This is a genomic window from Deinococcus peraridilitoris DSM 19664 (assembly GCF_000317835.1).
Classification (GTDB): Bacteria; Deinococcota; Deinococci; order Deinococcales; family Deinococcaceae; genus Deinococcus_A; species Deinococcus_A peraridilitoris.
Genome location: NC_019793.1, coordinates 3,052,072 through 3,077,066, shown reverse-complemented (window position 1 = coordinate 3,077,066; position 24,995 = coordinate 3,052,072). Strand labels below are relative to the sequence as shown.

The following is a 24,995-nucleotide window of genomic DNA, read 5'->3' as shown; positions in this document are numbered from 1 at the left end:
TCCGTTCCTCGATCCTGGCACGGCCACAGACGAGCCGTGCCTTTGGTCCGCGAGGTCAGATCACGGCGGCATGCAGCCTTAAAACCAGCGGCGGATCAGATCGTGCCCGGCGAAGGCACGCCCAGAGCGCCCGCCGCTCCGGCGTCTGTGTTTGCACCCTCCTGCCGGACGACCATCAGTTGCGGGCGCAATCCACCCATGCCGGCGTCGTCTAGGGCCATTTTCATGCGACGGTTGAACTCGCGCCCCAGCGCCCACTGCTCTTTGGGCAACACCTTCAACAGCGCCCGCACCTCGAAGCCGTCCCGTGTCAGCATCGAGACCCCATCAATGGTCGGTGCTTCCAGGAAACGGTATCCCCATGCCGGGTCGGCATGCAGTTCACGCGCAACCTGCTCCAGCAGCGTCAACGCGCCGTTGACGTCGGCCGTGGGCGGAAGGCCCACGGTCGCCACCACCCGTGACCAGTCTTTGCTCATGACGCTGACGGTATTGATCTGGCCGTTGGGTATGATGTGCAGGGTACCGTCCAGCGCACGCAGGGCAGTAAAACGCAAGTTCATGCGCTCCACGTTTCCCGAGAGCGTACCACCGTTGACGGTGATCACGTCGCCCACCCCGTACTGATCTTCGAGCAGCACAAAAAAACCGGTGATGACATCCTTGATCAGGCTCTGGGCGCCAAAGGATACCGCCAGGCCCAGCACCGAGACGCCCGCGAGCAAGGTCCCCGTCCGCACACCGATGTTGTCGAGCACGGTCACCAGCGCCACAACCATGATTGTGGCGCGCAACGCCGACTCTACCACGCTCTTGAGGGTGGCAATGCGCACGCTGGTGCGTGAAAACTCACCTCCAGGAACCACTTTCGACGATACGACCGACACCAGATTCCAGGCAACGAAGGCGAGCACCAGGACCGCCACAATTCGTCCGGCAGATTCCCGGAACCACTCGGCGATTTCACGCCCATGCGAGTACAGCGGCTCGTACGGCAGCTTGATGACCTGCGCAATCAATGCCGCCAGGACATACGCCGATCCCACGCTCCAGACCACCCGCAAGACACGCACCACCGAGACGGGCACGCGGGGCTCCAGCAACTCGAGCATGTTCATGCCAATGCGCCACACACCCAGCAGCACGACCGTATAAAGCACCAGCACCAGCCAGGTTCCAGGCCGGCCAAGCGTTTCCATCACGATATCAAGCACCTTCACCTCCGCCCGAACACGCTGCTCGGACAACGCGCACCAAGGTAGCGGCGCATGATGAGAGAACCCTTCAAACCTGTTGCAGAGCGCCTGCCAGCTTCGTGAGCAGCGCGGCGTCACGGGCCCGGGCGGCCCGCAGCAAGGCGTTTTTGACTGCCCGGGCGTCAGCGCTGCCATGCCCGATAAAGGCCAGCCCCCGGAGGCCGAGCAGCGGCGACGCACCGTAGGCACTGGGATCCACCCGGTCGGCGATTTCACGGAGGGCGTCGCGCACGAGCAGGGCGCCCAGCTTGGCTCGCCATGAACTCGTCAACGCCTCACGCACCCAGGTAAAGAGCACTTTGGCCTCTCCCTCAGCCAGTTTGAGCACCACGTTGCCGGTGAAGCCGTCTGTGACGACCACGTCCGTGGTGCCCTTGAAGATGTCCTTGCCTTCCACGTTGCCGTAGAAATTCAGGTCTGCTGACCCGCGCAGCAACGCGTGGGCCTCCAGTACCAGCGCGTTCCCCTTGTGCTCTTCCTCTCCAATGGAGAGCAGGCCTACGCTGGGGTTTTCACGGCCCTCGACCACCCGCAGGTATACGCTGGCCAGCCTCGCCCATTGCGCCAGGTACTGCGGCTTGACATCCGTATTGGCACCGACATCAAGCAGCACCCCGAAACCCTTCAGGGTGGGAACATGATTGAGAATGGCCGGACGGTCCACTCCTGGTATGCGGCCGAACGTCAGAAGTGCACTGGCCATGGTGGCCCCACTGTGTCCCATCGACACTACCGCCGCACCCCGACCGTCCTTGACCAATTTCACCGCGACGTTGATGCTGGCCTCACCGCGTCCCCGCACATCCGAGGCGTGCTCGTCCATGCCGATTACGTCCGTGGCGGCAACGACTTCCAGCAGCCCCGCCTGCGAAAGCGCCGACGCCTCGTGCTTGCCCAGCTCGGCATGCAGACGTACCGGATCACCAACCAACAGAATCCGCACGCCCGCACGCGCCGCGGCCACCGCTCCCTCGACATTGGGAGCGGCGCCAGCATCACCGCCCATCGCGTCGAGCACGATGGGCAGGGAATCACTTCGTTCACTCATTGCTCAATCCTACGGCATCAACTGTGGACGAGGACGGACGGTCACACGTAACCGCTCAGCGCTCGGTGCGCTCCTCATCGCTTTCCTCGCCCAAGGGAACACTGAGATAAAAGGGGCGGGCCTCCGCGCCACGCATCTCGCTTGGCAGGCGGTAGCCGGGCCGCTCCACGCTGGCACGAATGTCCTTGAGATCCACGTATTCGTCGGCGACATTGCGCAGTTCATAGCTGGTCATCTCGGGGATCGAAGCGACAATCACCCGTTTTCCCTTGCTGCGCAGCACCTCGACGGAGCGCTCGAAGTCGCCGTCGCCGGTCAGCAGGACCGCGCTGTCGTACAGGTCGACGGTCGACAGCAGATCGGTCACGAGTTCGATGTCGAGGTTGGCGCGCCGGTGTGTCTCCCCTGCGTCGTCAGTCAGTTCACGCAGCGGTTTGGTGCGCACGGTGTATCCCATATAGGTCAGTGCGTCGATAAAGCGCTTTTGCTTGTCGTCCATCGGATAAGGCACGGCCGTGTAATAAAAGGCATTGTAAAGCCGTCCGAAGGACGCGAAGTGTTCGAGGATCTTACGGTGATCGAAATTCCAGCCCAGGCGTTTGGCCGCGGCATAGACATTCGCCCCGTCAATAAAAAGTGCAATTCGTTCCATGACTTGCCTCCAAAAATAACTGTCAATAGGTTGAAAACAGAACGACGATGACCGCTCTGGAAACGTGCTCCACCACGAACTGGCCGGGTAACCAAATCCAAAACTGGCACGGCCAGCTCAAACGTTGCTGACACAAGTCGCGTTCATTTCCAGCATACAGGGGCTCTTTCGTCCACTCAAGCACACACCGCGTCACCTGCCCGAAACCTTAAGAGTCACCGTGCTCGGGTAACAATGGGAGACGCGGGCGCACGCGACAGTCCTCCAGGGCCTCTTCGACTTCGCGGGCCAGCACCTGCAACCTGACCCCATCAAACTCATCGGGCAAGGCCGACAGATACCTCAGGGCTTTTTCGTAGTTTCGCCGTGTCAGGCGTCCGTGGACCCAACGCTTATGCAACGCAGCCGCCAGCAGAATCAAGCTCTGGACGTATATCCGCTCGTTCCCCGTTGCCGTCCGCCAGAACGCTTCCCAGGCTTCGTGCGCTTCCCAGTACCGTCCTTCGTTGAACAGACGTGCTCCCTCACGCAGTTCTGTCCTCATGTCCGCCTCCGGCCCCCTCTTGTTGCAGTATGCTCCAGCGCGGGGGCCATGAAACCCAGGGCAAGGGCACGTGAAGCCGAAACGAAATCCGCATCCGAATCCTCTGAGCGCAGCGGCGCATAATACCCTTATGAAACCGATCGAACTGACGGACACCAACTTCAAAAACGAGATCGAAAGCGGCCTGACGCTGGTGGATTTCTGGGCTCCCTGGTGCGGTCCTTGCCGGATGATCGCTCCCGTTGTGGAAGAACTCGCCTCGCAGTACGAAGGACGCGTTAAGGTCGGCAAAGTCAACGTTGACGACAATCAGGGCACCGCCATGCAGTACCGCGTCATGAGCATTCCCACGTTGATTCTCTTTAAAGACGGTCAACCCGTTGAAGGCGTGGTGGGTGCGCAACCCAAGCGGTCCTTCGAAAAGCTGCTCGACAAACACCTGGGCGTATTGCAGTAAACGGACAACAAGCGAGGGGACTGCGTGTGCAGTCCCCTCGCTTGTTGTCTATTTCTTGCGGGCGCCGAACAAGCGCTCGAGAATGTCGTCCGCTCGTGGACTGAAACTGAGAAGCAGCACAAGCAACACGGACAACGCCGCCAAGCCGAGAAGAAGGGTGAAAGGGCTCATCGCGACCTCCTGAATGAGGTCAACATAGTGCGTGCTCGTCTGAGCACCGTGAGCCGCGCATGCGAAGTCAGCCCGCGCCCACATGAGCGTTCGCAGCAGGCAAGGTTCAAATGAGGCACCTTCCTCAGTACCCCACAACTTGGTTCGGGTAACGTCCTGAAGGGCGATTTGATCGCAGCGTAGACACAAGAAGAGCGGCATCAAGGGAGTGTGTCGCTCCAAGAAGCCGCTCTGGCTGATCCTACCAAGCTCGGCGAGGTCATCAAGCACCATCTGCCATTCCTACGCCGAGATACCCTGCAACGCCTCGCCGACGTCGTCACCGCCCTGATTCAAGCTCGCTCGACCAAGCACGCCCAGCTTGCCCTCCATCTGCCCGGCACAGTCGGTGCCGTCAGCAAGCTGCGCCGAGTCGAGCGCTGCCTACACGACCCTCAGCTCGATCGCGACGTTTTCTTGAAGCTCCTCGTGCCACTGCTGCCCGACGAGAAGCTGGTCATGACCATGGACCGCACGAACTGGGAACACGGCGAAGCCGACCTGAACCTCCTTGTGCTGGGCGTAGTGCTTGAAGGCTTCACCTTGCCCCTCGTGTGGATGGCCTTGCCGCACGGGGGTAGCAGCGACACCGGAGTGCGTGAGCGTTTGGTCGCTCAACTTCTCAAGGTCTTGCCCGCGAAGCGGTGGCGTGTTCTGGTTGCCGACCGTGAGTTCGTCGGGGCGGCGTGGTTCACGTTTCTGAGGCGGCGCGGCATCAAACGCTGCCTGCGCATCCGAGGTGACGCTCGGATCGACGACGTGCGGCTCGACGAGGGCTGGGGGTACGTGCAGCCCGGACAAGTGGTCGCGCTGCTCGAAAAAGCGAATGTGTACGGCAACGTCATGCAACTGGTCGTCACCCGCACCGACGCCGGGGAACTGCTCGCCCTGGCGACCGACCTGAAGATCGACGAGACGCGGGCGGTGTATCGTTTGCGCTGGACCGTGGAGTGTACCTTCAGCACTCAGAAATCCAGAGGCTTCGACCTGGAGGCGAGTGCCATGACCAGGCCGGATCGGCTGGAACGCTTGTTCGGGGTAGTCACGCTGGCTTTGGCATGGTGTTTGCGTGTCGGCGTGTGGTGTCACCAGCAGCGGCCCATCAAACGCAAAAAACACGGACGCCGTGCAGTGAGCCTCGTCAGGTACGGCCTGGAGCTTCTTTCCGCTTCTTTGCGTTGGGACACGAGTGACTGCCTGACACTTTTGGCGCTTGTCATGCAGCCTTTTCCCGCTCCAGCACACCACTCAATCCAAGTTGTGGGGTACTGAGGGCACCTTCAGTCCACGCGCGAATCAGTGAATTTGTCTTGCGCTTTCGTCGTTCACCTTCAAGTAATACTTCGGGAACGCGATGATGACGATGGTCCTGCTTGTACCAAGTTACATTGACGACCAAGAAAAACGAAGCAGTCGACGCTGAACAAAGTGAGTTTATGCAGCAACGAGGTTGCGGCAATGAAGAAGCACCTGAGTGGTGTTCTCAGGTGCTTCGAAATGACCGTCGGTTGGTATTACACCAGTTCGATCAAGGCAACGGGGGCCGCGTCTCCGCGACGCACGCCCACCTTTAGGATGCGGGTGTAACCACCGGAACGCTCGGCGTACCGGGGCGCGATCTCGCTGAAGAGCTTGCTGAGGACTTCCTTGTCCTGAATGTCCCGGCCAACCACACGGCGAGCGTGCAGGTCGCCGCTCTTGGCGGTGGTGATGAGTTTTTCCACGTAAGGACGCAGTTCCTTGGCCTTCGCTTCGGTCGTCTGGATGCGACCTTCGCGCAGCAGGGCCGTCGCCTGGGCGGTGGCCAGGGCACGGCGGGAGCTGCTGTTGCGACCGAGTCTGCGACCGGCTTTGCCGTGACGCATGATGTTCTCCTTTGGCCCAGGGGCGGATCCCGACTGGGCACGAAGCGAAGGAAACCTTCACTTCGACAGATAGTTAGTCTCTGAGGGCCAGACCGAACTGGGCGAGTTGGGCCTTGATCTCGTCGAGCGAACGCTCGCCGATGCCCGGCACCTTCTTGAGGTCACGGTCGCTCAGCGCGCACAGGGCGTCCACGCTGTCGATACCCTCTTCCTTGAGCGAGTGCAGCACGCGCGTGGTGAGACCGAGACCCTCAAGCGTGACTTTGGGGGGCTCGCTGGTCGGAGCATAGCCAGGATCGGTAGTGATGACTGCCGGCCCCGCTGGACTCGCCACTTCCAGCACCACTTCCGGCACCCGCTCCGGCATAGCAACGGTCTCGACGTTACCAAAAACGCTGAGCTCGTCGCGCAGCAAATCGACAGCGTTATCAAGCGCGCTCTGGGGATCAAGTGAACCATCGGTCCACACGCGCATGATCAGGCGGTCGAGGTCAGTCTGCTGACCCACGCGGGTATTCTCGACGTGGTAAGCAACGCGGCGTACCGGAGTAAAGACCGCGTCGACGGGAATGCTGTTGATCCGGTCCTTCGTGGCGTGCTTGTCGGCAGGCAGATACCCTTCACCTTGCTCGACACGCACTTCCATTACCAGCTTGCCGTCCTCGGCAAGGTTGGCGATCACCAGGTCGGGGTTCACAACTTCGGCGTCACTGGGGACCTCGAAGGCACCGGCCCGCACGATACCCTCGCCCTGAGCGCGCAGCGTCAGCGTCTTGGGACCGGGTGTGTGGAATTTCACCACGAGTTCCTTGAGGTTGAGGATGATCTGGATGACGTCCTCACGCACTCCAGGAATGGTCGAGAACTCGTGAAGCACATCCTCGATATAGACGCTGGTCACGGCCGTCCCAGGAATCGAGGACAGCAAGATACGGCGCAGGGGATTGCCAATGGTCACACCGTAACCGCGTTTGAGCGGCTCGAGCGTAAACTCGCCGTAATTCCCGTCCACACGGGCTTTGAGCTGCGGTCGCTTCGTTTCCACGCACACCTCTCTTAGCGCGAGTAATACTCGATGATGAAGTTCTCGTTGATCGGCAGCGCGAGATCTTCGCGGGCCGGCAGGCGCACAAAGGTGCCTGAGAAGCTTTCAGGGTTGAAGGCCAGCCAGGGACTGACGCGGCGGCGCTTGGTGGCCTCCATGTTCTCCTGGATGAAACCCATCTGACGGCTGCCTTCTGCCACGCTGATTTCGTCGCCGATCTTGACGCGGTAGCTGGGAATATCAACGGCCTTGCCGTTGACCAGGATGTGACCATGACCCACGAACTGGCGCGCCTGGCGACGGGTACTCGCAAGACCCATACGAAACACGACGTTGTCGAGACGGCGTTCCAGCAGCTGCAAGAAGACCGTACCGGTGACGCCCGGCACGTTGGCCGCTTCCTCAAAGAGGTTACGGAACTGCTTCTCGCTCACGCCGTAGAGCCGTGACAGCTTCTGCTTTTCACGCAGTCGGACGCTGTAGTCGCTCGGGCGACCCTTGCGGCGCTGGCCGTGCTGGCCGGGGCCGTAAGGACGGCGGTCAAGGTACTTCTGGACTTTTTCCGTCTCGGCGAGGTTGATGCCCTCACGACGGCTCTGCTTGGTGATTGATCCGTAAAAACGACCCATGTAGACCTCAGGCCCTGTTCTTCTTGGCGGGGCGGCAACCGTTATGGGGCACCGGGGTGTCGTCCATGATGGACTTGACGTCAATACCGCTCGCCTGGATGGCGCGAATCGCCTGCTCGCGGCCGCTGCCCGAGCCACGCACGATCACGTCAACGATGCCCATGCCGAAGCCCTGGGCTTTTTTCACGGCGTCAGCGGCGGCCAGCTGTGCAGCGTAGGGGGTGCCCTTCTTGCTGCCTTTGTAGCCGATGGTACCGCCCGAGGACCAGGCAACCGAGTTTCCTTCGAGGTCGGTGATGGTGACGATGGTGTTGTTGTAGGAGGCGTGAATGTACGCACGTCCTGCGGAGATATTTCGGCGGACGCGGCGCGTCTTGCCTTTTTGCTGTCTTGCCATTACTTCCTCGCCGCCTTTTTCTTCCCAGCGACGGTCTTACGTGGACCTTTGCGGGTACGGGCGTTGGTCTTGGTACGCTGACCGCGAACGGGCAAACCACGGCGGTGGCGCAGGCCACGGTAAGCGCCAATGTCCATCAGGCGCTTGATGTTCTGACCGATTTCGCTGCGCAGATCGCCTTCGACCTTATAGGTCTTCTCGACAGCCTCACGAAGGGTGGCCTGCTCGACTTCGGTCAGGTTCTTGACGCGGGTATCGGGATTGACGCCCGTGCGGCCCAGGATTTCCTTGGCGCGGGTCAAGCCGATTCCATAAATGTAGGTCAGCGCGATTTCAACGCGCTTTTCGCGGGGAAGGTCCACACCAGCAATACGAGCCATACCACTTACCCCTGACGCTGCTTGTGCTTCACGTTCTCGCAAATCACGAGCACGCGTCCATGGCGACGTACAATCTTGCACTTGTCGCAAATCTTTTTGACACTACTGCGAACTTTCATTCTTCCTCCTCGCGCCGCCTTCGCTTGAGCTTGGCAGCGCTCGACCCCCACAGTCGGGAATCTCTTGCCAGGGACCGGCAACCTCGCCGCCCGAAAGCACCACTCTGAATGGCCCACCTGGGCCTGTGTTCATCTCTCGCTTCAGATCTGCCGCGTTTGCACCTTACTTGCGGTAGACGATGCGACCGCGAGACGTATCATACGGCGAGATTTCGAGAACCACGCGGTCTCCAGGCAGGATGCGAATGTAGTGAATTCGCATTTTCCCTGAGATGTACGCCAGGAGTTCCTGACCGCCATCAAGCTGCACTTTGAAGGTAGTGTTGGGCAGTGCCTCTAGTACCACACCCTCAGCCCGAACGGTGTCGGAATCTTTTCGTTCTTTCCGCGGTTCCCGAAGTTGTCGTTTCGCCACTCGTCCTCCAGGCTTCTAAAAGCCAAAAGCTATGTTAACACGCACTCCCGCCTCAGGCAAGGACGTTTTGCAGGCGCGTGTAAACTTCGTCCATGTCGCCAACCCCGTCGACGGTCTGCAACTGGCCACGGCTCGAGTAATACTCGATCAGCGGCTGGGTCTGCTCGCGGTACACTTCCTGCCGTCGGCGCGCCACCTCTTCGGTGTCATCACTGCGCCCCGAATCACGACCCCGCGACACGATGCGCGCGATCAGTTCGGCGTCAGGAACTTCCAGCAGGGGAACGCCCGCAATTGGGGTCCCGAGCTCCTCAAGCAACACATCAAGTTCGCGCGCTTGTGCAACCGTCCGAGGAAAGCCGTCGAAAATCACTCGCACCCGTTCCAGGCCGGCCAACTTGTCACGGATCAGGGCAATCAAAATGTCATCAGGGACCAGGTGGCCAGCATCCAAGATGGGCTTGACCTGCAAGCCAAGATCGGTCCCACGTGTCACGTGGTCGCGCAAGATGTCGCCCGTTGAAATCTTGACAAGCCCGTAATTGCGGGCCAGCCGCTCTGCCTGAGTGCCTTTTCCCGCACCCGGAGGTCCAAGAAAAATGACCGCATGGTTCTGGCTACGGTTATCCAGTCGGTTGGTCACAGGCGCCCCCGCAGACGGCCCTTGGAAATAAAGCCGTCGTACCGGCGAACCGTCAGCTGTGCTTCCACCTGCTTGAGGGTGTCAAGCGCCACACCGACGATGATCAGCAGGCCGGTACCGGAGAACTGGAACGTCTGAATTCCGGTCAGCGTGCGTACTACCTGTGGCAGCACGGTCAAGACCGCCAGGAACAACGCTCCCCACAAGGTGATGCGACTGGAAATGTGTCCCATGTAGGCCGCAGTGGGCGTGCCGGGGCGCACACCGGGCACAAATCCACCCGACTCGCGGAGGTTCTCGGCGATCCGTTTTGGATCGAACTGCACGCTGTTGTACAGATACGTGAAGCCGATGATCAAGAGCACTTCCACGGCGATTCCGGTGGGGGATCCCAACGACAGCCAACGCTGGATAAAGTCAGCCGCACCGGGCGACCGCTCCTGCAAGGCTCCTTGCAGGATCTGCGGCAGCGTGAACAGTGCTCCGGCAAAAATGACCGGAATGACCCCGGCCTGGTTGAGCTTGATGGGAAGATAGGTCTGCTGTCCGCCATAGGTGCGCCCGCCTACCTGCTTACGGGCGTATTGCACGGGTATGCGACGCTCGGCCTGGTAGACCAGCACGATGGCTGCCACGGTCGCCAGCAGGATCGCGGCAAAGCCGAGAATGGCCAGGATCGATACTGAGCCGTTTCGCAGCAACTCGGCGGTCGCAGTGATTTCGCGTGGGTACGCCGCAACGATCCCCGCAAAAATAATCAAGCTGATCCCGTTGCCGATGCCGACCTCGGTGATGCGCTCACCGAGCCAGAGCGTGAAAGCGACACCCGCCACTTGCGTCAGCACAATGATCAGGGTCAGCTCCAGCCCCGGCTCCCAGCCCGGCGACAAAAAGCGTCCCCCCTCGGCCTGCACGAACGCTACCGAGAAGAATAGGGCCTGCACGGCGCCCAACGCAATGGCCGAATACCGGGTGTACTGGTTGATCTTCTTGCGGCCTTCTTCGCCCTCTTTGGAGAGCTTTTCCAGCGCCGGCACGGTGGTGGTCATCAGCTGAATGATGATGCTGGCCGTGATGTAAGGCAGTACTCCCAGCGCAAAAATGGAGAACTGCGCCAGATTGCCACCCGATATCAGGCTCACAAGTCCCAGCAACCCACCCGAATTCTCCTGCGCCAGCGCAGCCGAGTTGACACCCGGGGTAGGAATAACGCTGCCCAGCCGGTAAACCGCGAGCAGCAACAGCGTGAAGATGATTTTTCGTTGAAGCTCAGGCACCCGGAGCGCATCACGAAAAGCGCGCAGCATTATCTCCCTCCGCCCTTAAACGTCGTGATCTGCCAATGCGAGAGAGGGCGGCGATGACTCGCCGCCCGACCCGAACAACGGGCCTCTCTGGTCATTAGCCTTCCTGTTCGGCGCTGGTCGTGGGCAGAACGACCGAGCCGCCCGCCGCCTCGATGGCCTGCACGGCCGCCGATGAAGCCGCGTCGACATGCAGGGTGTAAGCGCCCGAAACCGTACCACGGGCGAGCAGCTTCACAGGACGGTCTGCGCGGCGCACCAGCCCCGCAGCTTCAAGTGCGGCCCGATCGACCGTCGCGCCGGCCTCGAACAACTCAAGCTGACTCAGGTTGACCACTTCAAAAATGGTGCCGACGTGGTTGAAACCACGCTTGGGCAGGCGCGAGATCAGCGTGCTACGACCACCCTCGAAGAATTGGCCTTTGCCAGCGCCGCTGCGGCTCTTCTGACCTTTGTGGCCGCGACCGGCGGTCTTGTCAGTACCGCCCGGACCGCGCCCGACGCGTTTACGCTCACGCCGCGAGCCGTTTGATGGTTTGAGATCGTTGAGCTTCACTCGGAAACCTCCAGCAGGTGCTTGACTTTCTCGACCATTCCACGCTGGGCCGGGTTGTCGGCCACTTCACGCGAGTCGCCGATACGGCGCAGACCGAGGGCCTTGACGGTATCGATCTGTTCTTTGGGGCGGCCGATCAGGCTGCGCTTCAGGGTCACCTTCATGCGGCACCGTCCCGGAGCGCCTTGACCTGGGCGGGCGTCCGAAGGTTCTTGAGGCCGTCGAACACCGCATAGGCGACGTTGATTTGATTGCGGCTTCCCAATTCTTTGGAAAGCAGGTTGGTGATGCCCGCAAGCTCGGCAATCGAACGGGGCACGGTGCCAGCGATCACGCCGGTACCCGGACCTGCTGGCTTGAGCAGCACGCGGCTGCGGGTGCTCTCGCCCACGATGTCATGGGGAATGGTGCCGTTCTGCACCGGAACCTGGATCAGGTTCTTGCGGGCGACCGACTTGGCCTTCTCGATGGCCACAGGTACTTCCTTGGCTTTACCGATCCCCATGCCCACGCGGCCGTTGCGGTCGCCAATGACGACCAGGGCCGCGAAGCGGAAGCGGCGACCACCCTGGTAAGTCTTGGCAGTGCGATTGATGGAGATCATCTTCTCCTCGAACTCGCTTTCGCGCTCGGCGCGATCACGGTCGTTGCGACGGTTAAAAGTCAAGGCCACCCTCCCGCGCGGCGTCCGCCAGCGCTTTTACACGACCATGGAACTTGTACTGACCACGGTCGAACACGACTTGCTTGACACCCTTGACGGCGGCCGCTTCAGCGAGGGCCTTGCCAACGGCGGCGGCCGTGTCAGACTTGCTGCCCGACTTGAGCGCCTTGCCACCTGCCTGGGCGATGGTGACACCGGAGGCATCGTCGATCACCTGGGCATAGATGTACTTGCTGGAGCGGAACACGCTGAGGCGCGGGCGGCCTTGGGCGGCTGTCATTACCTTGCTGCGGTTGCGCAGTTTGCGACGGATGCTCGACATTACTTCTTGCCTTTCCCGCCGGTGGCGCCCGCCTTACCGGCCTTGAGGGCGATCTTCTCGCCGACGAAGCGCACACCCTTGCCGTGGTAGGCATCGGGCTTACGGACCTTGCGCACGTTCGCAGCCACCTGACCGACGAGCTGCTTGTCAATGCCGCTCACGTCGATACGGGTCGGTTCAGGAACCGTAAAGGTGACGCCCTCGGGCGGCTCAATGATGACCGGGTGGCTGTAACCGATGGTCATTTCGAGGTTGCGACCGTTGAGACGGGCGCGGTAGCCGACACCCTTGAGCTCGAGGTTGATGGTGAAGCCGTTGCTGACCCCCTGCACCGCATTGGCAATCAGGGTGCGGGTGAGGCCGTGCAGTGAACGGTGCTCGGGTCGGTCGGTCGGTCGGGTGACGACAATACCGCCTTCATCTTGCTGAACATTGAGAGCGGGGTTGAAGGGAACCTGCAGTTCGCCTTTGGGCCCCTTGACGCGGAACAGGCCGTTCTCGATGGTGGCATTCACGCCACTCGGAACGGTGATGGGTTGTCTACCGATGCGCGACATGACGCCTCCTTACCACAACACGCAGATGACTTCGCCGCCGATGCCTGCTTTGCGCGCTTCACGGTCGGCCATGAGGCCCTTGGAGGTCGAAACGACCGCCAGGCCGAGACCCTTGTGAATGCGGGGCAGGTTTTCGTGGCTGACGTAAGCGCGGCGTCCCGGGCGCGAGATGCGCTCGATGTGCTTGATGACCTGCTCGCGCTTATTGCCGTACTTGAGACCAAGACGCAGAACGTCAAATTTGGTGCCCTCGTCGCGCACACGCTCGACCGACGCGATGTAACCTTCGCGCACGAGCAGCTTGGCGAGTTCCTCCTTGAACTTGGAGGCCGGCACGTCCACGTTTTCCTTGTGAACACGCGTCGCATTGCGAATGCGCGTCAACATATCAGCGATTGGATCGCTCAGCATTACTTCCTCCGCACGGAGCCTCCTCCGCAGACTTTGCGGCGCTCCGGCTGGAGGGGAAACTTTCAAGCTTGCCGTGCAGGCGTTGAAAGCATCCCCAAGAGACTGCTTATGGTTTCTTGTCTTGTGGCTTCAGGAGGCCGGACGATCACCGTGCATCTGCGCGGTTCGTATCCGAGTCCTTACCAGCTCGACTTCTTGACGCCGGGCAGTTCGCCCTTGTGCGCTTTTTCCCGCATCACAATGCGCGAGACGCCGAAAAATCGCGACACGCCACGCGGACGGCCGGTGATTTCACAGCGGTTGCGCAGGCGCACCGGGCTCGCGTCGCGGGGCAGCTCCGCCAGGCCTTGGTAGTCACCCGCAGCCTTGAGCGCGGCGCGCTTCTCGGCGTACTTGGCCACCATCTTCTCGCGTTGCTTCTGCTTGGCAATCTTGCTTGTCTTCGCCATGAGGCTCCTTACCCACCTTTCGCGTGGATGCCGGGGTGGTTTACTTGCGGAACGGAAAGCCCATTGCCGCGAGCAGCGCGCGGGCTTCTTCATCGGTCTTGGCGGTCGTCACGATGGTAACGTCCATGCCGCGAACAGCGTCCACCATATCATAGGTGATCTCGGGAAAGATCAGTTGTTCACGCACGCCGAGGTTATAGTTACCGCGTCCGTCGAACGAGTTGGGATTGATGCCGCGGAAATCGCGGATACGGGGCAGACCAATGTTCATCAGCTTGTCCAGGAAGGTATACATGCGCTCTTTGCGCAAAGTGACCTTCACGCCGATGGGCATGCCCTGGCGCAGCTTGAAGTTGCTGATGCTCTTTTTGGCCTTGGTGACCACTGGTTTTTGCAAGGTGATCAGCGAGAGTTCGCGGCTGGCCTTGTCAATGGCCTTGCTGTCCTCTTTGGCGCTCCCGAGGCCCTGGTTGACGACGACCTTCTCGATGCGGGGCACCTCCATCACGCTGCTGTAGCCAAACTGCTGCATCAGCGCGGGTCGCACCTCCTGCACGTACTTGTCTTTCAGACTCATGTTTCTCCCTCAGTGTGGGCGGTCTTGGTCGCCCGGGTGGTGCGGCTTGCAGTCTTCTGGCAACACCAGAAGTCAGTCGACGACTTTGCCGCTTTTGACGGCCACACGAACTTTTTTACCGTCCACGATCTGTTTGCGGGTGCGGGTGGGCTTGCCGGTTTCCGGATCGACCAGCTGCACCTTGCTGGCATGCAGCGCCGCTTCGCGTTCTTCGATGCCGCCCTGCGGGTTGGTCTGCGAAGGCTTGACGTGCTTCTTGATAATATTCACGCCTTCAACGACGACCTTCTGCTCTTTGGGCAGCGCCAGGATGATCTTCCCGGTCGCGCCCTTGTGCTTGCCGCGCGTGACCATGACGGTGTCGCCCTTTTTGACGTGCAGCTTGACGCTTTTGCTCTGCTGGGCGGTGGCCATCACAGCACCTCCGGCGCGAGGGACACGATCTTCATAAAGCGGCGGTCACGCAATTCACGAGCGACGGGTCCGAAGACGCGGGTGCCGCGAGGCTCGCCCTGGTTGTTGATGATGACGGCGGCGTTCTTGTCAAAGCGGATGGTGCTGCCGTCAGCGCGCTTGATGTCCTTGGACGTACGCACGACGACGGCCTTCACCACGTCGCCGGCCTTCACGCCGCCACGGGGAGCGGCTTCCTTGACACTGGCCACGATGATGTCACCAACATGAGCGTAGCGCTTGTTGCCGCCCCCGCCGGTGGTCAGGCCTTTGCCGCCGATGCCGCTGTTCAGGACGCGAATGCACATGATCTCACGGGCACCACTGTTATCGGCCACGTCGAGTCGGGTCTGCGGCATGATCATGCTTGTTCACCTTGTTGTTGGGTCGTGTCGGCAATGCCACCTTCGATGCCGATGGCGTGACCGATCAGGCGCGAGACCTTCCAGGCCTTGCTCTTGCTGATCGGACGAACCGAAAGGATCTCCACGCGGTCACCGATGCGGTACTCATTGTTCTCGTCGTGGGCCGCGTACTTCTTGCTGCGCGTCACGATCTTGCCGTACAGGGGGTGCATGAAGCGGCGCTCGACCTTGACAGACACGGTTTTGTCCGCCTTGTCGCTCACCACGACACCCTCCAGGGTCTTCTTGGGCATTACTGACCACTCTCCTGGCGCTGCTTCTCGGTCTTCACCGTGAGCAGTTGGGCGATTTCCTTGCGCAGCGTACGGACGCGCGCCGGGTTCGCCAGCTGTCCGATGGCGCCCTGGAAACGCAGCTCCATCAGTTCTTTTTTGCGCGCGGTGACTTCCTGATCGAAGTCGCCGAGGCTCAGGTTACGAATTTCATTGAGCTTCATCGTAGACCTCGCGCTTGACCATCTTGGTCTGGATAGGAAGCTTGTGACCAGCGAGGCGGAATGCCTCTTTGGCCTGCTCTTCGGTAACACCCGACACTTCGAACATCACGCGGCCCGGCTTGACAACCGAGACCCAGTATTCTACCGCACCCTTACCTTTACCCATTCGGGTTTCGGCGGGCTTTTTGGTAACGGGCTTGTCCGGGAAGATCCGGATGAAGATCTTACCGCCACGGCGGAAGTGACGGCTCATCACGATGCGGCAGGCCTCGATCTGGTTGCTCTTGATCCAGGCCGGCTCCATGGCGATCAAACCGAAGTCGCCGAACGCGACGTAGTCGCCTCCCTTGGCGGCGCCGGTCATACGGCCACGAAACTGCTTGCGGTATTTGGTGCGCTTGGGAAGCAGCATTACTCAGCTCCTCCTGAACGCCGGCGCGCCTGCGGGCGGCGGCGGTTCGAACGATCGCCACCTTCGTCACGACGCGGACGGTCGCCACGAGGAGGGCGTTGCACGGTTTCGGTCTTTCCACCGATGATTTCGCCGTTGAACACCATAACCTTCACCCCGAGGATGCCGTAGGTGGTGCGGGCCAGGGCGGTGCCGTAATCGATGTCGGCACGCAGGGTGTGCAAGGGCACGCGACCTTCGAGGACCTTCTCGGTGCGGGCCTGCTCGGCGCCACCGAGGCGGCCCGAGAGCACGATACGCACGCCGCGGGCACCCGACTCCATCACGCGCTGCGCGGCCTGCTTCATGGCGCGGCGGAACGCGAAGCGGCGCTCGATCTGCTCGGCGATGCGCAGGGCTACTAGGGGCGCGCTGGTGTTGGGGTTGGGAATCTCGGCGACGTTCACCGCGACCGTACCGGCCGACACGAGGCGCTCGATGTCCTGACGCAGGCGCTTGATGCTGTCGCCGCCCTTGCCGATCACGATGCCGGGCTTGGCAGCGCTGATGATCACATTGACCTGCTGTCCGGCACGCTCGATTTCGATGCGGGCGATGCCAGCAGCCTTCAGCTGCTTTTGCACCAGGTTACGGATCTTCTCGTCCTCGAGAATCAGGGTGCTGTAGTTCTTCTTGCTGGCGTACCAACGGCTGTTCCAGTCCTTGGTGATGCCCAGGCGGAAGCCGTTCGGGTTGATCTTGTTACCCATTGCGCTCCTCCAGAACGATGGTGATGTGGCTCGAGCGCTTCTTGAGAATGTCGCCACGGCCACGGGCACGCGGAAGGATGCGCTTGAGGGTCGGGCCGGCGTCAACGAAGGCGCGCGCGACGAACAGGCGGTCTTCGAGCATGTCGTCGTTGTTGACAGCATTCGCCTTGGCGCTCTTGAGCACCTTCTGAATCGGCTCAGCGGCGCCACGCGGAATGAAGCGCAGCAGGTCCTCGGCCTCGCGCACGCTCTTGCCGCGAATGACGTCGACGACAAGGCGCACCTTGCGGGGGGCAATGCGGATGTAACGCGCGACCGCCGTGCCAGGCGTGCGCCGCTTCTCGGTCTGGCGGCGCTGCTTTTTGGTCAGTGCAGTGTCGGTCATTACTTCTTCTTGCTCCCTTTGGCGCTCTTCTCGGAACCGTGACCGCGGTAGGCGCGGGTAGGCGAGAATTCACCGAGCTTGTGGCCGATCATCTGTTCGGAGACGAACACCGGCACGTGCTGCTTGCCGTTGTACACCGCGATGGTGTGACCGATCATCTCGGGCACGATGGTGGAGCGGCGGCTCCAGGTCTTGATGACTCGCTTGTCGTTGCGGTCGTTCTGCGCGTCCACCTTGGTCAGCAGGTGGGCGTCGACGAACGGACCCTTTTTCAGGCTACGGGGCATTCGCTAGTCTCCTTACTTCCCGCCGCGGCGCGAGATGATGAAGCGGTCGGACACCTTGCGCTTCTTGCGGGTCTTGAAGCCCTTGGTGGGTTGGCCCCAGGGCGTCACAGGCTGGCGGCCGATGCCGGTGCGGCCTTCACCACCGCCGTGCGGGTGGTCGACCGGGTTCATGGCGCTGCCGCGCTGGTGGGGCTTGCGGCCCATCCAGCGGGTACGTCCGGCCTTGCCGTACACGATGTTCTTGTGCTCGGCGTTGCCGACGGTGCCGACGGTCGCGTAGCACTCGGTGTGGACGCGGCGCAGTTCGCCACTGGGCAGGCGCAGAACGACGTAGTCGCCTTCCTTGCCTTGCAGCTGGATGCTGGTTCCGGCGCTGCGGGCGAGCTGGGCACCCTTGCCGGGCACGAGCTCAACGGAGTGCACGACCGTACCAACCGGCACGAAGCGCAGCGGCAGGGCGTTGCCCACGCGCGGCTCGGCTTCAGGGCCGCTCACGACACTGGCACCCACGGCCAGGCCTTCGGGAGCGAGCACGTAGCGCTTTTCACCGTCGGCGTAGTTGAGCAGGGCAATGCGGGCGCTGCGGTTGGGATCGTACTCGATCGCGGCGACCTTGGCGGGCACCCCGGCCTTGTCGCGGCGCTTGAAGTCGATGATGCGGTAGAGCTGCTTGTGACCACCGCCGATAAAGCGGCTGGTGATGCGGCCACGGTTGTTGCGTCCGCCCGTTTTGGGCATCGCTTCGGTGAGGCTCTTCTCGGGACGCTTTTTGGTCAGGCCCGAGTAATCGGCCGTGGTCATCTGGCGCCGTGACGGCGTATAGGGACGGTATTTCTTGACAGCCATGTTTCAGTTCTCCTTAGACCAGACCCTCAAGGGCGTCGATTTTCTGGCCGTCGGCGAGCTTGACCATGGCCTTTTTACGGTCCACACGGTGGCCTTCGAACTTGCCGACGCGCTTGCGCTTGCCCGCAATGTTCATCATGTTGATCTTGACGACGCGCACACCAAAGGCCTGCTGAATGGCGTTCTTGACTTCCGTCTTGTTGGCGTCCTGGTGCACCCAGAACGAGTACACGCCGCGCTCCATGCCCGCGTAGGCTTTTTCGGAGATCACGGGCGCCTTGATGAGGTCGTAAAAGCTGCTCACGACGAAGCCTCCTCTTGCGCGGGCGTCAACACGACGGCGTCGATGATCAGACGGTCGTGACGCAGGATGTCATAGACGTTGAGGCCGGCAACGGGCAGCGCGGTGACCCAGGGCAGGTTGCGCGCGCCACGGCGGGCATTCTCGTCATCGGTGACCAGGAACACGCGCTCGCTGCCGTCCACACCGTTTTGTGCGGCCCAGCTCAGAAAGCTTTTGGTCCGGCCGTCAAGCTCAAATCCGTCCACGGCGAGCAGCTTGCCGCTCTGCGCGCGGTCGGACAGCGCCATGGCGAGGCCGAGCTGGCGCACCTTCTTGGGCAGGGTGAAGCCGTAGTTGCGCGGCTTGGGGCCGAAGGCCACCCCGCCGCCCACGAAGATCGGAGCAGCACGGTTGCCGTGACGGGCGTTGCCGGTGCCCTTCTGGCTGTACATCTTCTTGCCGGTGCGGCTGACTTCGGCGCGCGTTTTGGTACTCGCGCTGCCTTGACGGCGCTTGGCCAGCTGCCAAGTCACCACTTCGTGCAGCAGACCGGGGTTTACATCGGGCAGATCGAGGTCGAGCGTGCGCCCGCCGTTCTTACCCACCACGTTGATTTGGGGCATTACTTGCCTCCCTTGACGGCGCCACGCAGCACCACAAGGCCACCGTTATGACCGGGAATGGCGCCCTTGATGAGAATCAGATTCTCGTCGGGGCGAATCTCGACCACTTCGAGGTTCTGCACAGTGATGCGCTCGTTGCCCATGCGGCCTGCCATACGCTTGCCTTTGTACACGCGGCCGGGCGTCTTGCGCTGACCGATCGAGCCGGGGCGGCGGTGCCACTTCTTCGAGCCGTGGCTGGCAGGACCACCGGCGAAGTTCCAGCGCTTCATCACACCCTGGGTGCCTTTACCCTTGCTGGTGCCAGTCACGTCGACTTTTTCACCTTCGTTGAAGATGTCGACGGTGACGGTGTCTCCTTCAGGAGTGAAGTTACGGAACTCGCGCAGGTAACGCACGCCGCTCACCCCGAACTTCTTAAGGTGACCGAGCTCCGGCTTGTTGATGCGCTTTTCAGATTTGGGCGCAAAGCCCACCTGAATGGCCTCGTAACCGTCCGTGGCAGCGTTCTTGCGCTGCACGACGGGGCATGGGCCCGCGAGCACGACCGTTACGGGAACGGCGCGGTCGCCCTTCCAGATCTGGGTCATGCCGACCTTGGTGCCGAGGATGCCTTTCACGACCGACCTCCCACTGTCTTGATCTCGATGTCCACACCGGTGGGCAGATCGAGGGTCATCAGGCTGTCGATGGTCTTCTTGGTGGGGTTCTCGATGTCGACCAGGCGGTTGTGGGTACGGATCTCAAAGTGCTCGCGGCTGTCCTTGTTGACGAAGGGCGAACGCAGCACGGTAAAACGACGGATACGCGTAGGCAGGGGCACGGGACCGCTCACCGTCGCGCCGGTGCGGCGCACGGTGTCCACGATCTTGGTGGCGCTGGAGTCCAGCGCTTTGTGGTCAAACGCACGCAGCTTGATGCGGATTTTGGGGCTGACCATTACTCGATCACCTTGGTGACGACGCCGGCGCCGACGGTACGGCCACCTTCGCGGATGGCGAAGCGCAGACCGTCTTCCATGGCGATGGGCTTGATGAGTTCGACGACAAAGGAGATGTTGTCACCGGGCATCACCATTTCGACACCTTCGGGCAGTTCCACCACGCCGGTCACGTCGGTGGTGCGGAAGTAGAACTGCGGACGGTAGCCACCGAAGAAGGCGCTGTGGCGTCCTCCTTCGTCCTTGGAGAGCACGTACACGCTGGCTTCGAACTTGGTGTGCGGCTTGATGCTGCCGGGTTTGGCCAGCACCTGACCACGTTCCACGTCATCACGCGCCACACCACGCAGCAGCACGCCGACGTTGTCACCGGCCATACCCTGGTCGAGCAGTTTGCGGTGCATTTCGATGCCGGTCACGATGGTCTTGCGGGTGTCGGTCAGACCGACGATTTCCACTTCGTCCTGCACTTTGACGATGCCACGCTCCACCCGTCCGGTGGCAACCGTGCCACGGCCAGTGATGGTGAAGACATCTTCGACGGGCATCAAAAAGGGCTTGTCGGTGGCGCGTTCGGGGGTAGGGATGTAGCTGTCCACCGCATCGAGCAGTTCCCAGATGCGGTCGACCCACTGGTTTTCACCACGCCCGGTCTTGGGGTTGCCTTGCAAAGCCTCCAGGGCCTGCAGGGCGCTGCCCTTGACCACTGGCAGGTCATCGCCGGGGAATTCGTAGCGCGACAGCAGTTCACGCACTTCCATCTCGACGAGTTCCAGCAGTTCTTCGTCGTCGACCATGTCGACCTTGTTCATGAACACCACGATGTAGGGCACGCCCACCTGACGGGCCAGCAGGATGTGCTCGCGCGTCTGGGGCATCGGGCCGTCGGCCGAGCTGACCACCAGGATGGCGCCGTCCATCTGCGCTGCGCCGGTGATCATGTTCTTGACGTAGTCGGCGTGTCCGGGGCAGTCCACGTGGCTGTAGTGGCGCGCCTGGGTGTTGTACTCGACGTGCGCGGTGTTGATGGTGATACCACGCGCTTTTTCTTCGGGGGCCTTGTCGATCTCATCGTAACGCTGGGTTTCGATGGTCGGGTCGACTGCGGCCGCCGTGAAGGTGATCGCCGCGGTCAGGGTGGTTTTGCCGTGGTCCACGTGTCCGATCGTTCCCACGTTCACGTGCGGCTTCGTGCGCTCAAACGTTCCTTTTGCCATGTTCGGTTTCCTCCAAGCGGTGGACAGCTCCGGCTTTCACCGGCGCCCACATTGGGTTGCATCTCGCCGAGGGTCTCCACGTGCCCATTGCACGGACGCCTTCTCGGCACAAAAGCGCGCCATCGCCTTTGATCGGCGCACCAAGGTCCCATGCTATACCAAGTCTTCAGACAAGGCAAGACGGCCCTGCGGAGCGGCGTTGGAACGACATTCAGGTGGCTTCGCGCCTATCGATTCTCCGGAGGGCACGGCGTCCCGGGGTACCGGCGACAAAGCAAGGGACACTCGGGGCGTCTGCTGCTCTCGAACGGAGAACGCTCAGCGGCTGGTGTAGCGCTGCACTTCCTGATCGAGCGCGCCGATCAGTCCGAAGATGCCAAGAATAGTCCCGAGGGGAAAGCTGAGGAGGTTCAGGGCAAAGAGCACGATGGCCGCGATTCGGCCCCAGTTTTTCCCGGCGATGACAGCGTTGCGAACCACAAACGTAAAAACGGCGGCTGCCAGGGTCAGCAAGCCTGCGCCCAGCATCAGCCCTCTGGACAGTTCGCCAGCGCCGGTCATATTCGGATCTCCCATCTGCATCATCGCGGCACTCATGGACGGACCGGCCACGATGAGCAGCAGTCCGCCGATCGCGTTGAGAATGACCATGATCAACAGCGGAATCGTGACCCAGGAAAGTTTTTGAGGCTTCATGCCCTGAAGCTAACATGCAAAAAGCGAAGCGGCACCCGAAAGTGCCGCTTCTGCCTGTCGTGCTTTATTTCTTGATGAGCTGGTTGACGATGTTCTGCGGGGTCTGGCTGTAGTGATCGAAGAACATCGAGTAGCTGGCACGACCCTGGGTCATGGAGCGCATGTCGGTGGCGTAACCGAACATCTCGCTGAGTGGCACGAAGGCCTTCACGATCTGCGCGTTGCCACGCGCTTCCATGCCCTGAATCTGGCCACGGCGGCTGTTGAGGTCGCCGATGATGTCGCCCATGTACTCGTCGGGCACCGTCACTTCGACGCGCATGATGGGCTCGAGCAGTGCGGGAGCGCCCTTCTGCACGCCTTCCTTGAGGGCCATCGATCCGGCGATCTTGAAGGCCATTTCCGAGGAGTCCACTTCGTGGTAGCTGCCGTCGTAAATGGTGACCTTCATGTCCACCACCGGGAAGCCGAGGAGCGGACCACTCTGCATGGCTTCCTCGATGCCTTTTTGGGCCGGGGCAATGTACTCGCGCGGCACCGTTCCACCCACCACCGCGTTCTCGAACACGAAGCCCGAGCCCGGGGGCAGCGGCTCAACCTTGACCTTGACGTGGCCGTACTGACCACGGCCACCCGACTGGCGAACGAACTTGCCTTCGACGTCGGCCGGCTTGGTGATGGTTTCACGGAACGCCACCTGCGGCGCGCCCACGTTGGCCTCGACCTTGTACTCACGCTTCAGGCGGTCAACCAGAATTTCGAGGTGCAATTCGCCCATCCCGGAGATGGTGGTCTGACCGCTTTCGGGGTCGGAGGCGACCCGGAAGGTCGGGTCCTCTTCGGCCAGTCGGGCCAGGCCCACGCCCATCTTTTCCTGGTCGGCTTTGGTCTTGGGCTCGATGGCGAGCTTGATGACGGGCTCGGGCACGTCGATGCTTTCGAGCAGCACGTGCTCGTCGCCGTCACCGATGATGGTGTTACCGGTGCCGGCGTCCTTGAGGCCGATCACGGCACCCAGCTCGCCTGCCTTGAGCTCGCTGACTTCCTCGCGGTGGTTGGCGTGCATCTTGAGCAGGCGGCCCACACGGTCACGCTTGTTCTTGGAGGCGTTGTACACGTAGGTTCCGCTGGCCAGGGTACCCGAGTAGATGCGCACGAAGGTCAGGCGTCCGACGTAGGGGTCGGCCATGATCTTGAAGGCCAGTGCGGCCAGCTTCCCGCTCGGATCGGCGGGGAACTCGCGGGTTTCTTCGCTGTCCTCAAGGGTGCCGCGAATGGCGGGCACTTCGAGCGGGCTCGGCAGGTAGTCGATCACCGCGTCGAGGAGCAGCTGAACGCCCTTGTTCTTGAGGGCGCTGCCACACAGCACCGGGAAGATCTTCTTCTCGATGGTCCCCGTACGCAGCGCCCGGGCCAGTTGCTCGGCCGTCGGCTCTTCGCCTTCGAGGTACATCATCATGAGCTCTTCGTCGACTTCGGCAGCCGCTTCGATGAGGGCGGCGCGCATTTCGGTCACCTTGTCGGCGAACTCGGCCGGAATGTCGTGCTCCTGAATTTCGGTGCCGAGATCGTTGGTGTAGGTGTAGGCGCGCTGACGCACGAGGTCGATGATGCCCTTGAACTCGCTTTCCTCGCCCATGGGGTACTGGATGGGAGCAGGAATCGCGCCAAGACGCTCTTTGATGTCCCGGAGCACCAGCTCGAAGCTCGCGCCGGTCTTGTCCATCTTGTTGGCAAAGGCAATGCGCGGCACGCCGTACCGGTCGGCCTGACGCCAGACCGTTTCGGACTGGGGCTCGACGCCCTGGCTGGAATCAAAGACCGCGACTGCGCCGTCGAGCACGCGCATGGAGCGCTCGACTTCAATGGTGAAGTCCACGTGGCCGGGAGTATCGATGATGTTGACGACGTATTCCTGCTCGCTGCCCGAGCGCGTCCACTTGGCGGTGGTGGCGGCGGCGGTGATGGTGATGCCGCGCTCGCGCTCCTGCTCCATCCAGTCCATGGTGGCGGCGCCGTCGTGCACTTCACCGATGTTGTGCGTACGGCCGGTGTAGTAGAGAATGCGCTCGGTCGTGGTGGTCTTGCCCGCGTCGATGTGCGCGGCAATCCCGATATTGCGGAAGAACCTGAGGTAGGTGCCGGTCTGGGTGGTCATACTGCGTGCTCCTTGTCGGAGATACTGGCGGGCTTTTCGGCGAAACGGGACCACGGGCAGCCGTGGTCCCGTTTCGCTTCGCTCAGGGTCGCCCTGAGCGACCCGGGAGATATTACCAGCGGTAGTGCGCGTAAGCGCGGTTGGCTTCCGCCATACGCTCGACGTCGTCTTTTTTCTTGACGGCGCCACCACGGCCCTGCGCGGCGTCCATCAGCTCACCCGCGAGGCGCTCCACAGCGGTGCGCTCGGGACGGCTGTCGGCCGCGAGGGCGATCCAGCGCAAGGCGACGCTCTGGGTACGGCGGGGATTCACTTCGACGGGCACCTGGTAGGTGCTGCCGCCGACGCGGCGCGAACGCACTTCCACACGCGGCTTGACGTTGTCAAACGCCTGGCGGAACACCTTGAGAGGCTCCTGACCGGTGCGCTCCTGAATCAGACGGCAAGCGCCATAGAAAATACGGCTGGCGATGTTCTTCTGACCATCACGCATCAGACGGTTGATCATGGCGCTCACCACGACATCGCTGTACACGAGATCAGGTTGAACGGGACGGACTTCAGCTCTGCGACGACGTGCCATGT

General features: G+C 61.7%; 41 protein-coding genes. 2 read left to right on the top strand and 39 right to left on the bottom strand.

The features are described from left to right. Positions 1–95 precede the first annotated feature (95 nt). The 4 genes from DEIPE_RS15005 to DEIPE_RS14990 all read right to left on the bottom strand — a co-directional run bounded on the left by DEIPE_RS15005 (position 96) and on the right by DEIPE_RS14990 (position 3,500). Positions 96–1,214 (bottom strand): mechanosensitive ion channel family protein, encoded by a 1,119-nt coding sequence (locus DEIPE_RS15005; RefSeq protein ID WP_015236820.1) that lies wholly within the window; start codon positions 1,212–1,214, stop codon positions 96–98. Between the two features lie 70 nt (positions 1,215–1,284). Next, positions 1,285–2,304 (bottom strand): phosphate acyltransferase PlsX, encoded by a 1,020-nt coding sequence (gene plsX / locus DEIPE_RS15000; protein WP_015236819.1) that lies wholly within the window; start codon positions 2,302–2,304, stop codon positions 1,285–1,287. A 55-nt stretch (positions 2,305–2,359) separates the two neighbouring features. Then, positions 2,360–2,956, bottom strand: coding sequence for a LabA-like NYN domain-containing protein (locus tag DEIPE_RS14995; RefSeq protein WP_015236818.1), 597 nt, complete (start codon positions 2,954–2,956; stop codon positions 2,360–2,362). Between the two features lie 208 nt (positions 2,957–3,164). Then, positions 3,165–3,500 (bottom strand): DUF309 domain-containing protein, encoded by a 336-nt coding sequence (locus DEIPE_RS14990; protein ID WP_015236817.1) that lies wholly within the window; start codon positions 3,498–3,500, stop codon positions 3,165–3,167. Between the two features lie 130 nt (positions 3,501–3,630). On the opposite strand from DEIPE_RS14990, the gene trxA reads away from it, so the two are divergent. Continuing rightward, complete coding sequence (trxA, locus tag DEIPE_RS14985) at positions 3,631–3,957, top strand: thioredoxin (RefSeq protein WP_015236816.1); 327 nt, start codon at positions 3,631–3,633, stop codon at positions 3,955–3,957. Positions 3,958–4,005: 48 nt separating this feature from the next. Here the strand turns inward: trxA and DEIPE_RS25290 are convergent, their stop codons facing one another. Beyond that, positions 4,006–4,128 (bottom strand): hypothetical protein, encoded by a 123-nt coding sequence (locus DEIPE_RS25290; RefSeq protein WP_015236815.1) that lies wholly within the window; start codon positions 4,126–4,128, stop codon positions 4,006–4,008. Between the two features lie 210 nt (positions 4,129–4,338). Between DEIPE_RS25290 and DEIPE_RS14975 the strand changes: the two genes are divergently transcribed. Beyond that, positions 4,339–5,439, top strand: coding sequence for an IS4 family transposase (locus tag DEIPE_RS14975; RefSeq protein ID WP_015231253.1), 1,101 nt, complete (start codon positions 4,339–4,341; stop codon positions 5,437–5,439). A gap of 242 nt (positions 5,440–5,681) precedes the next feature. Here DEIPE_RS14975 and rplQ read toward each other — a convergent pair whose 3' ends face one another. The 34 genes from rplQ to rpsG all read right to left on the bottom strand — a co-directional run bounded on the left by rplQ (position 5,682) and on the right by rpsG (position 24,993). Beyond that, entirely contained in the window at positions 5,682–6,032 is a 351-nt protein-coding gene (gene rplQ, locus DEIPE_RS14970) for a 50S ribosomal protein L17 (RefSeq protein WP_015236814.1), read from the bottom strand. Between the two features lie 73 nt (positions 6,033–6,105). Then, the gene (locus DEIPE_RS14965) at positions 6,106–7,077 is read right to left on the bottom strand and encodes a DNA-directed RNA polymerase subunit alpha (protein WP_015236813.1); all 972 of its coding nucleotides are present in this window, start codon (positions 7,075–7,077) and stop codon (positions 6,106–6,108) included. Between the two features lie 11 nt (positions 7,078–7,088). Further along, positions 7,089–7,706 (bottom strand): 30S ribosomal protein S4, encoded by a 618-nt coding sequence (gene rpsD / locus DEIPE_RS14960; RefSeq protein ID WP_015236812.1) that lies wholly within the window; start codon positions 7,704–7,706, stop codon positions 7,089–7,091. A gap of 7 nt (positions 7,707–7,713) precedes the next feature. Next, positions 7,714–8,103: a 30S ribosomal protein S11 gene (rpsK, locus tag DEIPE_RS14955; RefSeq protein WP_015236811.1), complete on the bottom strand. Its 390-nt coding sequence runs from the start codon at positions 8,101–8,103 to the stop codon at positions 7,714–7,716. Continuing rightward, positions 8,103–8,483 carry a 30S ribosomal protein S13 gene (gene rpsM / locus DEIPE_RS14950; RefSeq protein ID WP_015236810.1) on the bottom strand — a complete coding sequence of 127 codons (381 nt, stop codon included), beginning with the start codon at positions 8,481–8,483 and terminating at the stop codon, positions 8,103–8,105. The genes rpsK and rpsM overlap by 1 nt, the downstream gene beginning before the upstream one ends. Positions 8,484–8,488: 5 nt before the next feature. Beyond that, positions 8,489–8,602: a 50S ribosomal protein L36 gene (gene rpmJ, locus DEIPE_RS23225; RefSeq protein WP_015236809.1), complete on the bottom strand. Its 114-nt coding sequence runs from the start codon at positions 8,600–8,602 to the stop codon at positions 8,489–8,491. Between the two features lie 163 nt (positions 8,603–8,765). Next, positions 8,766–9,017 (bottom strand): translation initiation factor IF-1, encoded by a 252-nt coding sequence (gene infA, locus DEIPE_RS14945; RefSeq protein ID WP_015236808.1) that lies wholly within the window; start codon positions 9,015–9,017, stop codon positions 8,766–8,768. 52 nt (positions 9,018–9,069) lie between these two features. Continuing rightward, a complete protein-coding gene (locus tag DEIPE_RS14940) occupies positions 9,070–9,660 on the bottom strand; it encodes an adenylate kinase (RefSeq protein ID WP_015236807.1) in 591 nt (196 codons plus the stop codon). Continuing rightward, the gene (gene secY / locus DEIPE_RS14935) at positions 9,657–10,967 is read right to left on the bottom strand and encodes a preprotein translocase subunit SecY (RefSeq protein ID WP_015236806.1); all 1,311 of its coding nucleotides are present in this window, start codon (positions 10,965–10,967) and stop codon (positions 9,657–9,659) included. The genes DEIPE_RS14940 and secY overlap by 4 nt, the downstream gene beginning before the upstream one ends. 94 nt (positions 10,968–11,061) lie before the next feature. Then, the gene (gene rplO, locus DEIPE_RS14930) at positions 11,062–11,520 is read right to left on the bottom strand and encodes a 50S ribosomal protein L15 (protein ID WP_015236805.1); all 459 of its coding nucleotides are present in this window, start codon (positions 11,518–11,520) and stop codon (positions 11,062–11,064) included. Continuing rightward, positions 11,517–11,684: a 50S ribosomal protein L30 gene (rpmD, locus tag DEIPE_RS14925; protein WP_015236804.1), complete on the bottom strand. Its 168-nt coding sequence runs from the start codon at positions 11,682–11,684 to the stop codon at positions 11,517–11,519. The genes rplO and rpmD overlap by 4 nt, the downstream gene beginning before the upstream one ends. Beyond that, positions 11,681–12,187, bottom strand: coding sequence for a 30S ribosomal protein S5 (rpsE, locus tag DEIPE_RS14920; protein ID WP_015236803.1), 507 nt, complete (start codon positions 12,185–12,187; stop codon positions 11,681–11,683). Before rpsE ends, rpmD begins: the two co-directional genes overlap by 4 nt. Beyond that, positions 12,177–12,506 carry a 50S ribosomal protein L18 gene (gene rplR / locus DEIPE_RS14915; protein ID WP_015236802.1) on the bottom strand — a complete coding sequence of 110 codons (330 nt, stop codon included), beginning with the start codon at positions 12,504–12,506 and terminating at the stop codon, positions 12,177–12,179. The genes rpsE and rplR overlap by 11 nt, the downstream gene beginning before the upstream one ends. After that, a complete protein-coding gene (rplF, locus tag DEIPE_RS14910) occupies positions 12,506–13,063 on the bottom strand; it encodes a 50S ribosomal protein L6 (RefSeq protein ID WP_015236801.1) in 558 nt (185 codons plus the stop codon). Before rplF ends, rplR begins: the two co-directional genes overlap by 1 nt. Positions 13,064–13,072: 9 nt before the next feature. Beyond that, on the bottom strand, positions 13,073–13,474 hold the full coding sequence (gene rpsH, locus DEIPE_RS14905) for a 30S ribosomal protein S8 (RefSeq protein WP_015236800.1): 402 nt from the start codon (positions 13,472–13,474) through the stop codon (positions 13,073–13,075). Positions 13,475–13,653: 179 nt separating this feature from the next. Next, a complete protein-coding gene (gene rpsN, locus DEIPE_RS14900) occupies positions 13,654–13,923 on the bottom strand; it encodes a 30S ribosomal protein S14 (protein WP_015236799.1) in 270 nt (89 codons plus the stop codon). Positions 13,924–13,963: 40 nt separating this feature from the next. Continuing rightward, positions 13,964–14,500, bottom strand: a complete 537-nt coding sequence (rplE, locus tag DEIPE_RS14895) for a 50S ribosomal protein L5 (protein ID WP_015236798.1) — start codon at positions 14,498–14,500, stop codon at positions 13,964–13,966. A 72-nt stretch (positions 14,501–14,572) separates the two neighbouring features. Continuing rightward, complete coding sequence (gene rplX, locus DEIPE_RS14890) at positions 14,573–14,914, bottom strand: 50S ribosomal protein L24 (protein WP_015236797.1); 342 nt, start codon at positions 14,912–14,914, stop codon at positions 14,573–14,575. Next, a complete protein-coding gene (gene rplN / locus DEIPE_RS14885; protein ID WP_015236796.1) occupies positions 14,914–15,318 on the bottom strand; it encodes a 50S ribosomal protein L14 in 405 nt (134 codons plus the stop codon). The genes rplX and rplN overlap by 1 nt, the downstream gene beginning before the upstream one ends. Continuing rightward, on the bottom strand, positions 15,315–15,611 hold the full coding sequence (gene rpsQ, locus DEIPE_RS14880; protein WP_015236795.1) for a 30S ribosomal protein S17: 297 nt from the start codon (positions 15,609–15,611) through the stop codon (positions 15,315–15,317). Before rpsQ ends, rplN begins: the two co-directional genes overlap by 4 nt. Then, positions 15,611–15,814, bottom strand: a complete 204-nt coding sequence (gene rpmC, locus DEIPE_RS14875) for a 50S ribosomal protein L29 (protein WP_015236794.1) — start codon at positions 15,812–15,814, stop codon at positions 15,611–15,613. Before rpmC ends, rpsQ begins: the two co-directional genes overlap by 1 nt. Beyond that, positions 15,801–16,226 (bottom strand): 50S ribosomal protein L16, encoded by a 426-nt coding sequence (rplP, locus tag DEIPE_RS14870; protein ID WP_015236793.1) that lies wholly within the window; start codon positions 16,224–16,226, stop codon positions 15,801–15,803. The genes rpmC and rplP overlap by 14 nt, the downstream gene beginning before the upstream one ends. Beyond that, positions 16,226–16,975, bottom strand: coding sequence for a 30S ribosomal protein S3 (gene rpsC / locus DEIPE_RS14865; protein ID WP_015236792.1), 750 nt, complete (start codon positions 16,973–16,975; stop codon positions 16,226–16,228). Before rpsC ends, rplP begins: the two co-directional genes overlap by 1 nt. Further along, a complete protein-coding gene (gene rplV, locus DEIPE_RS14860; protein WP_015236791.1) occupies positions 16,968–17,360 on the bottom strand; it encodes a 50S ribosomal protein L22 in 393 nt (130 codons plus the stop codon). The genes rpsC and rplV overlap by 8 nt, the downstream gene beginning before the upstream one ends. Continuing rightward, positions 17,360–17,647 carry a 30S ribosomal protein S19 gene (gene rpsS / locus DEIPE_RS14855; protein WP_015236790.1) on the bottom strand — a complete coding sequence of 96 codons (288 nt, stop codon included), beginning with the start codon at positions 17,645–17,647 and terminating at the stop codon, positions 17,360–17,362. Before rpsS ends, rplV begins: the two co-directional genes overlap by 1 nt. A gap of 12 nt (positions 17,648–17,659) precedes the next feature. Continuing rightward, positions 17,660–18,493, bottom strand: coding sequence for a 50S ribosomal protein L2 (gene rplB, locus DEIPE_RS14850; protein WP_015236789.1), 834 nt, complete (start codon positions 18,491–18,493; stop codon positions 17,660–17,662). A 13-nt stretch (positions 18,494–18,506) separates the two neighbouring features. Then, positions 18,507–18,737: a 50S ribosomal protein L23 gene (rplW, locus tag DEIPE_RS14845; RefSeq protein WP_052326806.1), complete on the bottom strand. Its 231-nt coding sequence runs from the start codon at positions 18,735–18,737 to the stop codon at positions 18,507–18,509. A 56-nt stretch (positions 18,738–18,793) separates the two neighbouring features. Then, positions 18,794–19,399 (bottom strand): 50S ribosomal protein L4, encoded by a 606-nt coding sequence (gene rplD, locus DEIPE_RS14840; protein WP_015236787.1) that lies wholly within the window; start codon positions 19,397–19,399, stop codon positions 18,794–18,796. Further along, positions 19,399–20,019, bottom strand: coding sequence for a 50S ribosomal protein L3 (gene rplC / locus DEIPE_RS14835; RefSeq protein ID WP_015236786.1), 621 nt, complete (start codon positions 20,017–20,019; stop codon positions 19,399–19,401). Before rplC ends, rplD begins: the two co-directional genes overlap by 1 nt. Continuing rightward, entirely contained in the window at positions 20,016–20,339 is a 324-nt protein-coding gene (rpsJ, locus tag DEIPE_RS14830; protein WP_015236785.1) for a 30S ribosomal protein S10, read from the bottom strand. Before rpsJ ends, rplC begins: the two co-directional genes overlap by 4 nt. Continuing rightward, positions 20,339–21,556, bottom strand: coding sequence for an elongation factor Tu (gene tuf / locus DEIPE_RS14825; RefSeq protein ID WP_015234848.1), 1,218 nt, complete (start codon positions 21,554–21,556; stop codon positions 20,339–20,341). Before tuf ends, rpsJ begins: the two co-directional genes overlap by 1 nt. A gap of 318 nt (positions 21,557–21,874) precedes the next feature. Then, positions 21,875–22,252: a hypothetical protein gene (locus DEIPE_RS14820; RefSeq protein ID WP_015236784.1), complete on the bottom strand. Its 378-nt coding sequence runs from the start codon at positions 22,250–22,252 to the stop codon at positions 21,875–21,877. A gap of 64 nt (positions 22,253–22,316) precedes the next feature. Next, complete coding sequence (gene fusA / locus DEIPE_RS14815; RefSeq protein ID WP_015236783.1) at positions 22,317–24,410, bottom strand: elongation factor G; 2,094 nt, start codon at positions 24,408–24,410, stop codon at positions 22,317–22,319. 112 nt (positions 24,411–24,522) lie between these two features. Then, positions 24,523–24,993, bottom strand: a complete 471-nt coding sequence (gene rpsG / locus DEIPE_RS14810; RefSeq protein ID WP_015236782.1) for a 30S ribosomal protein S7 — start codon at positions 24,991–24,993, stop codon at positions 24,523–24,525. Between the last annotated feature and the right edge of the window lie 2 nt (positions 24,994–24,995).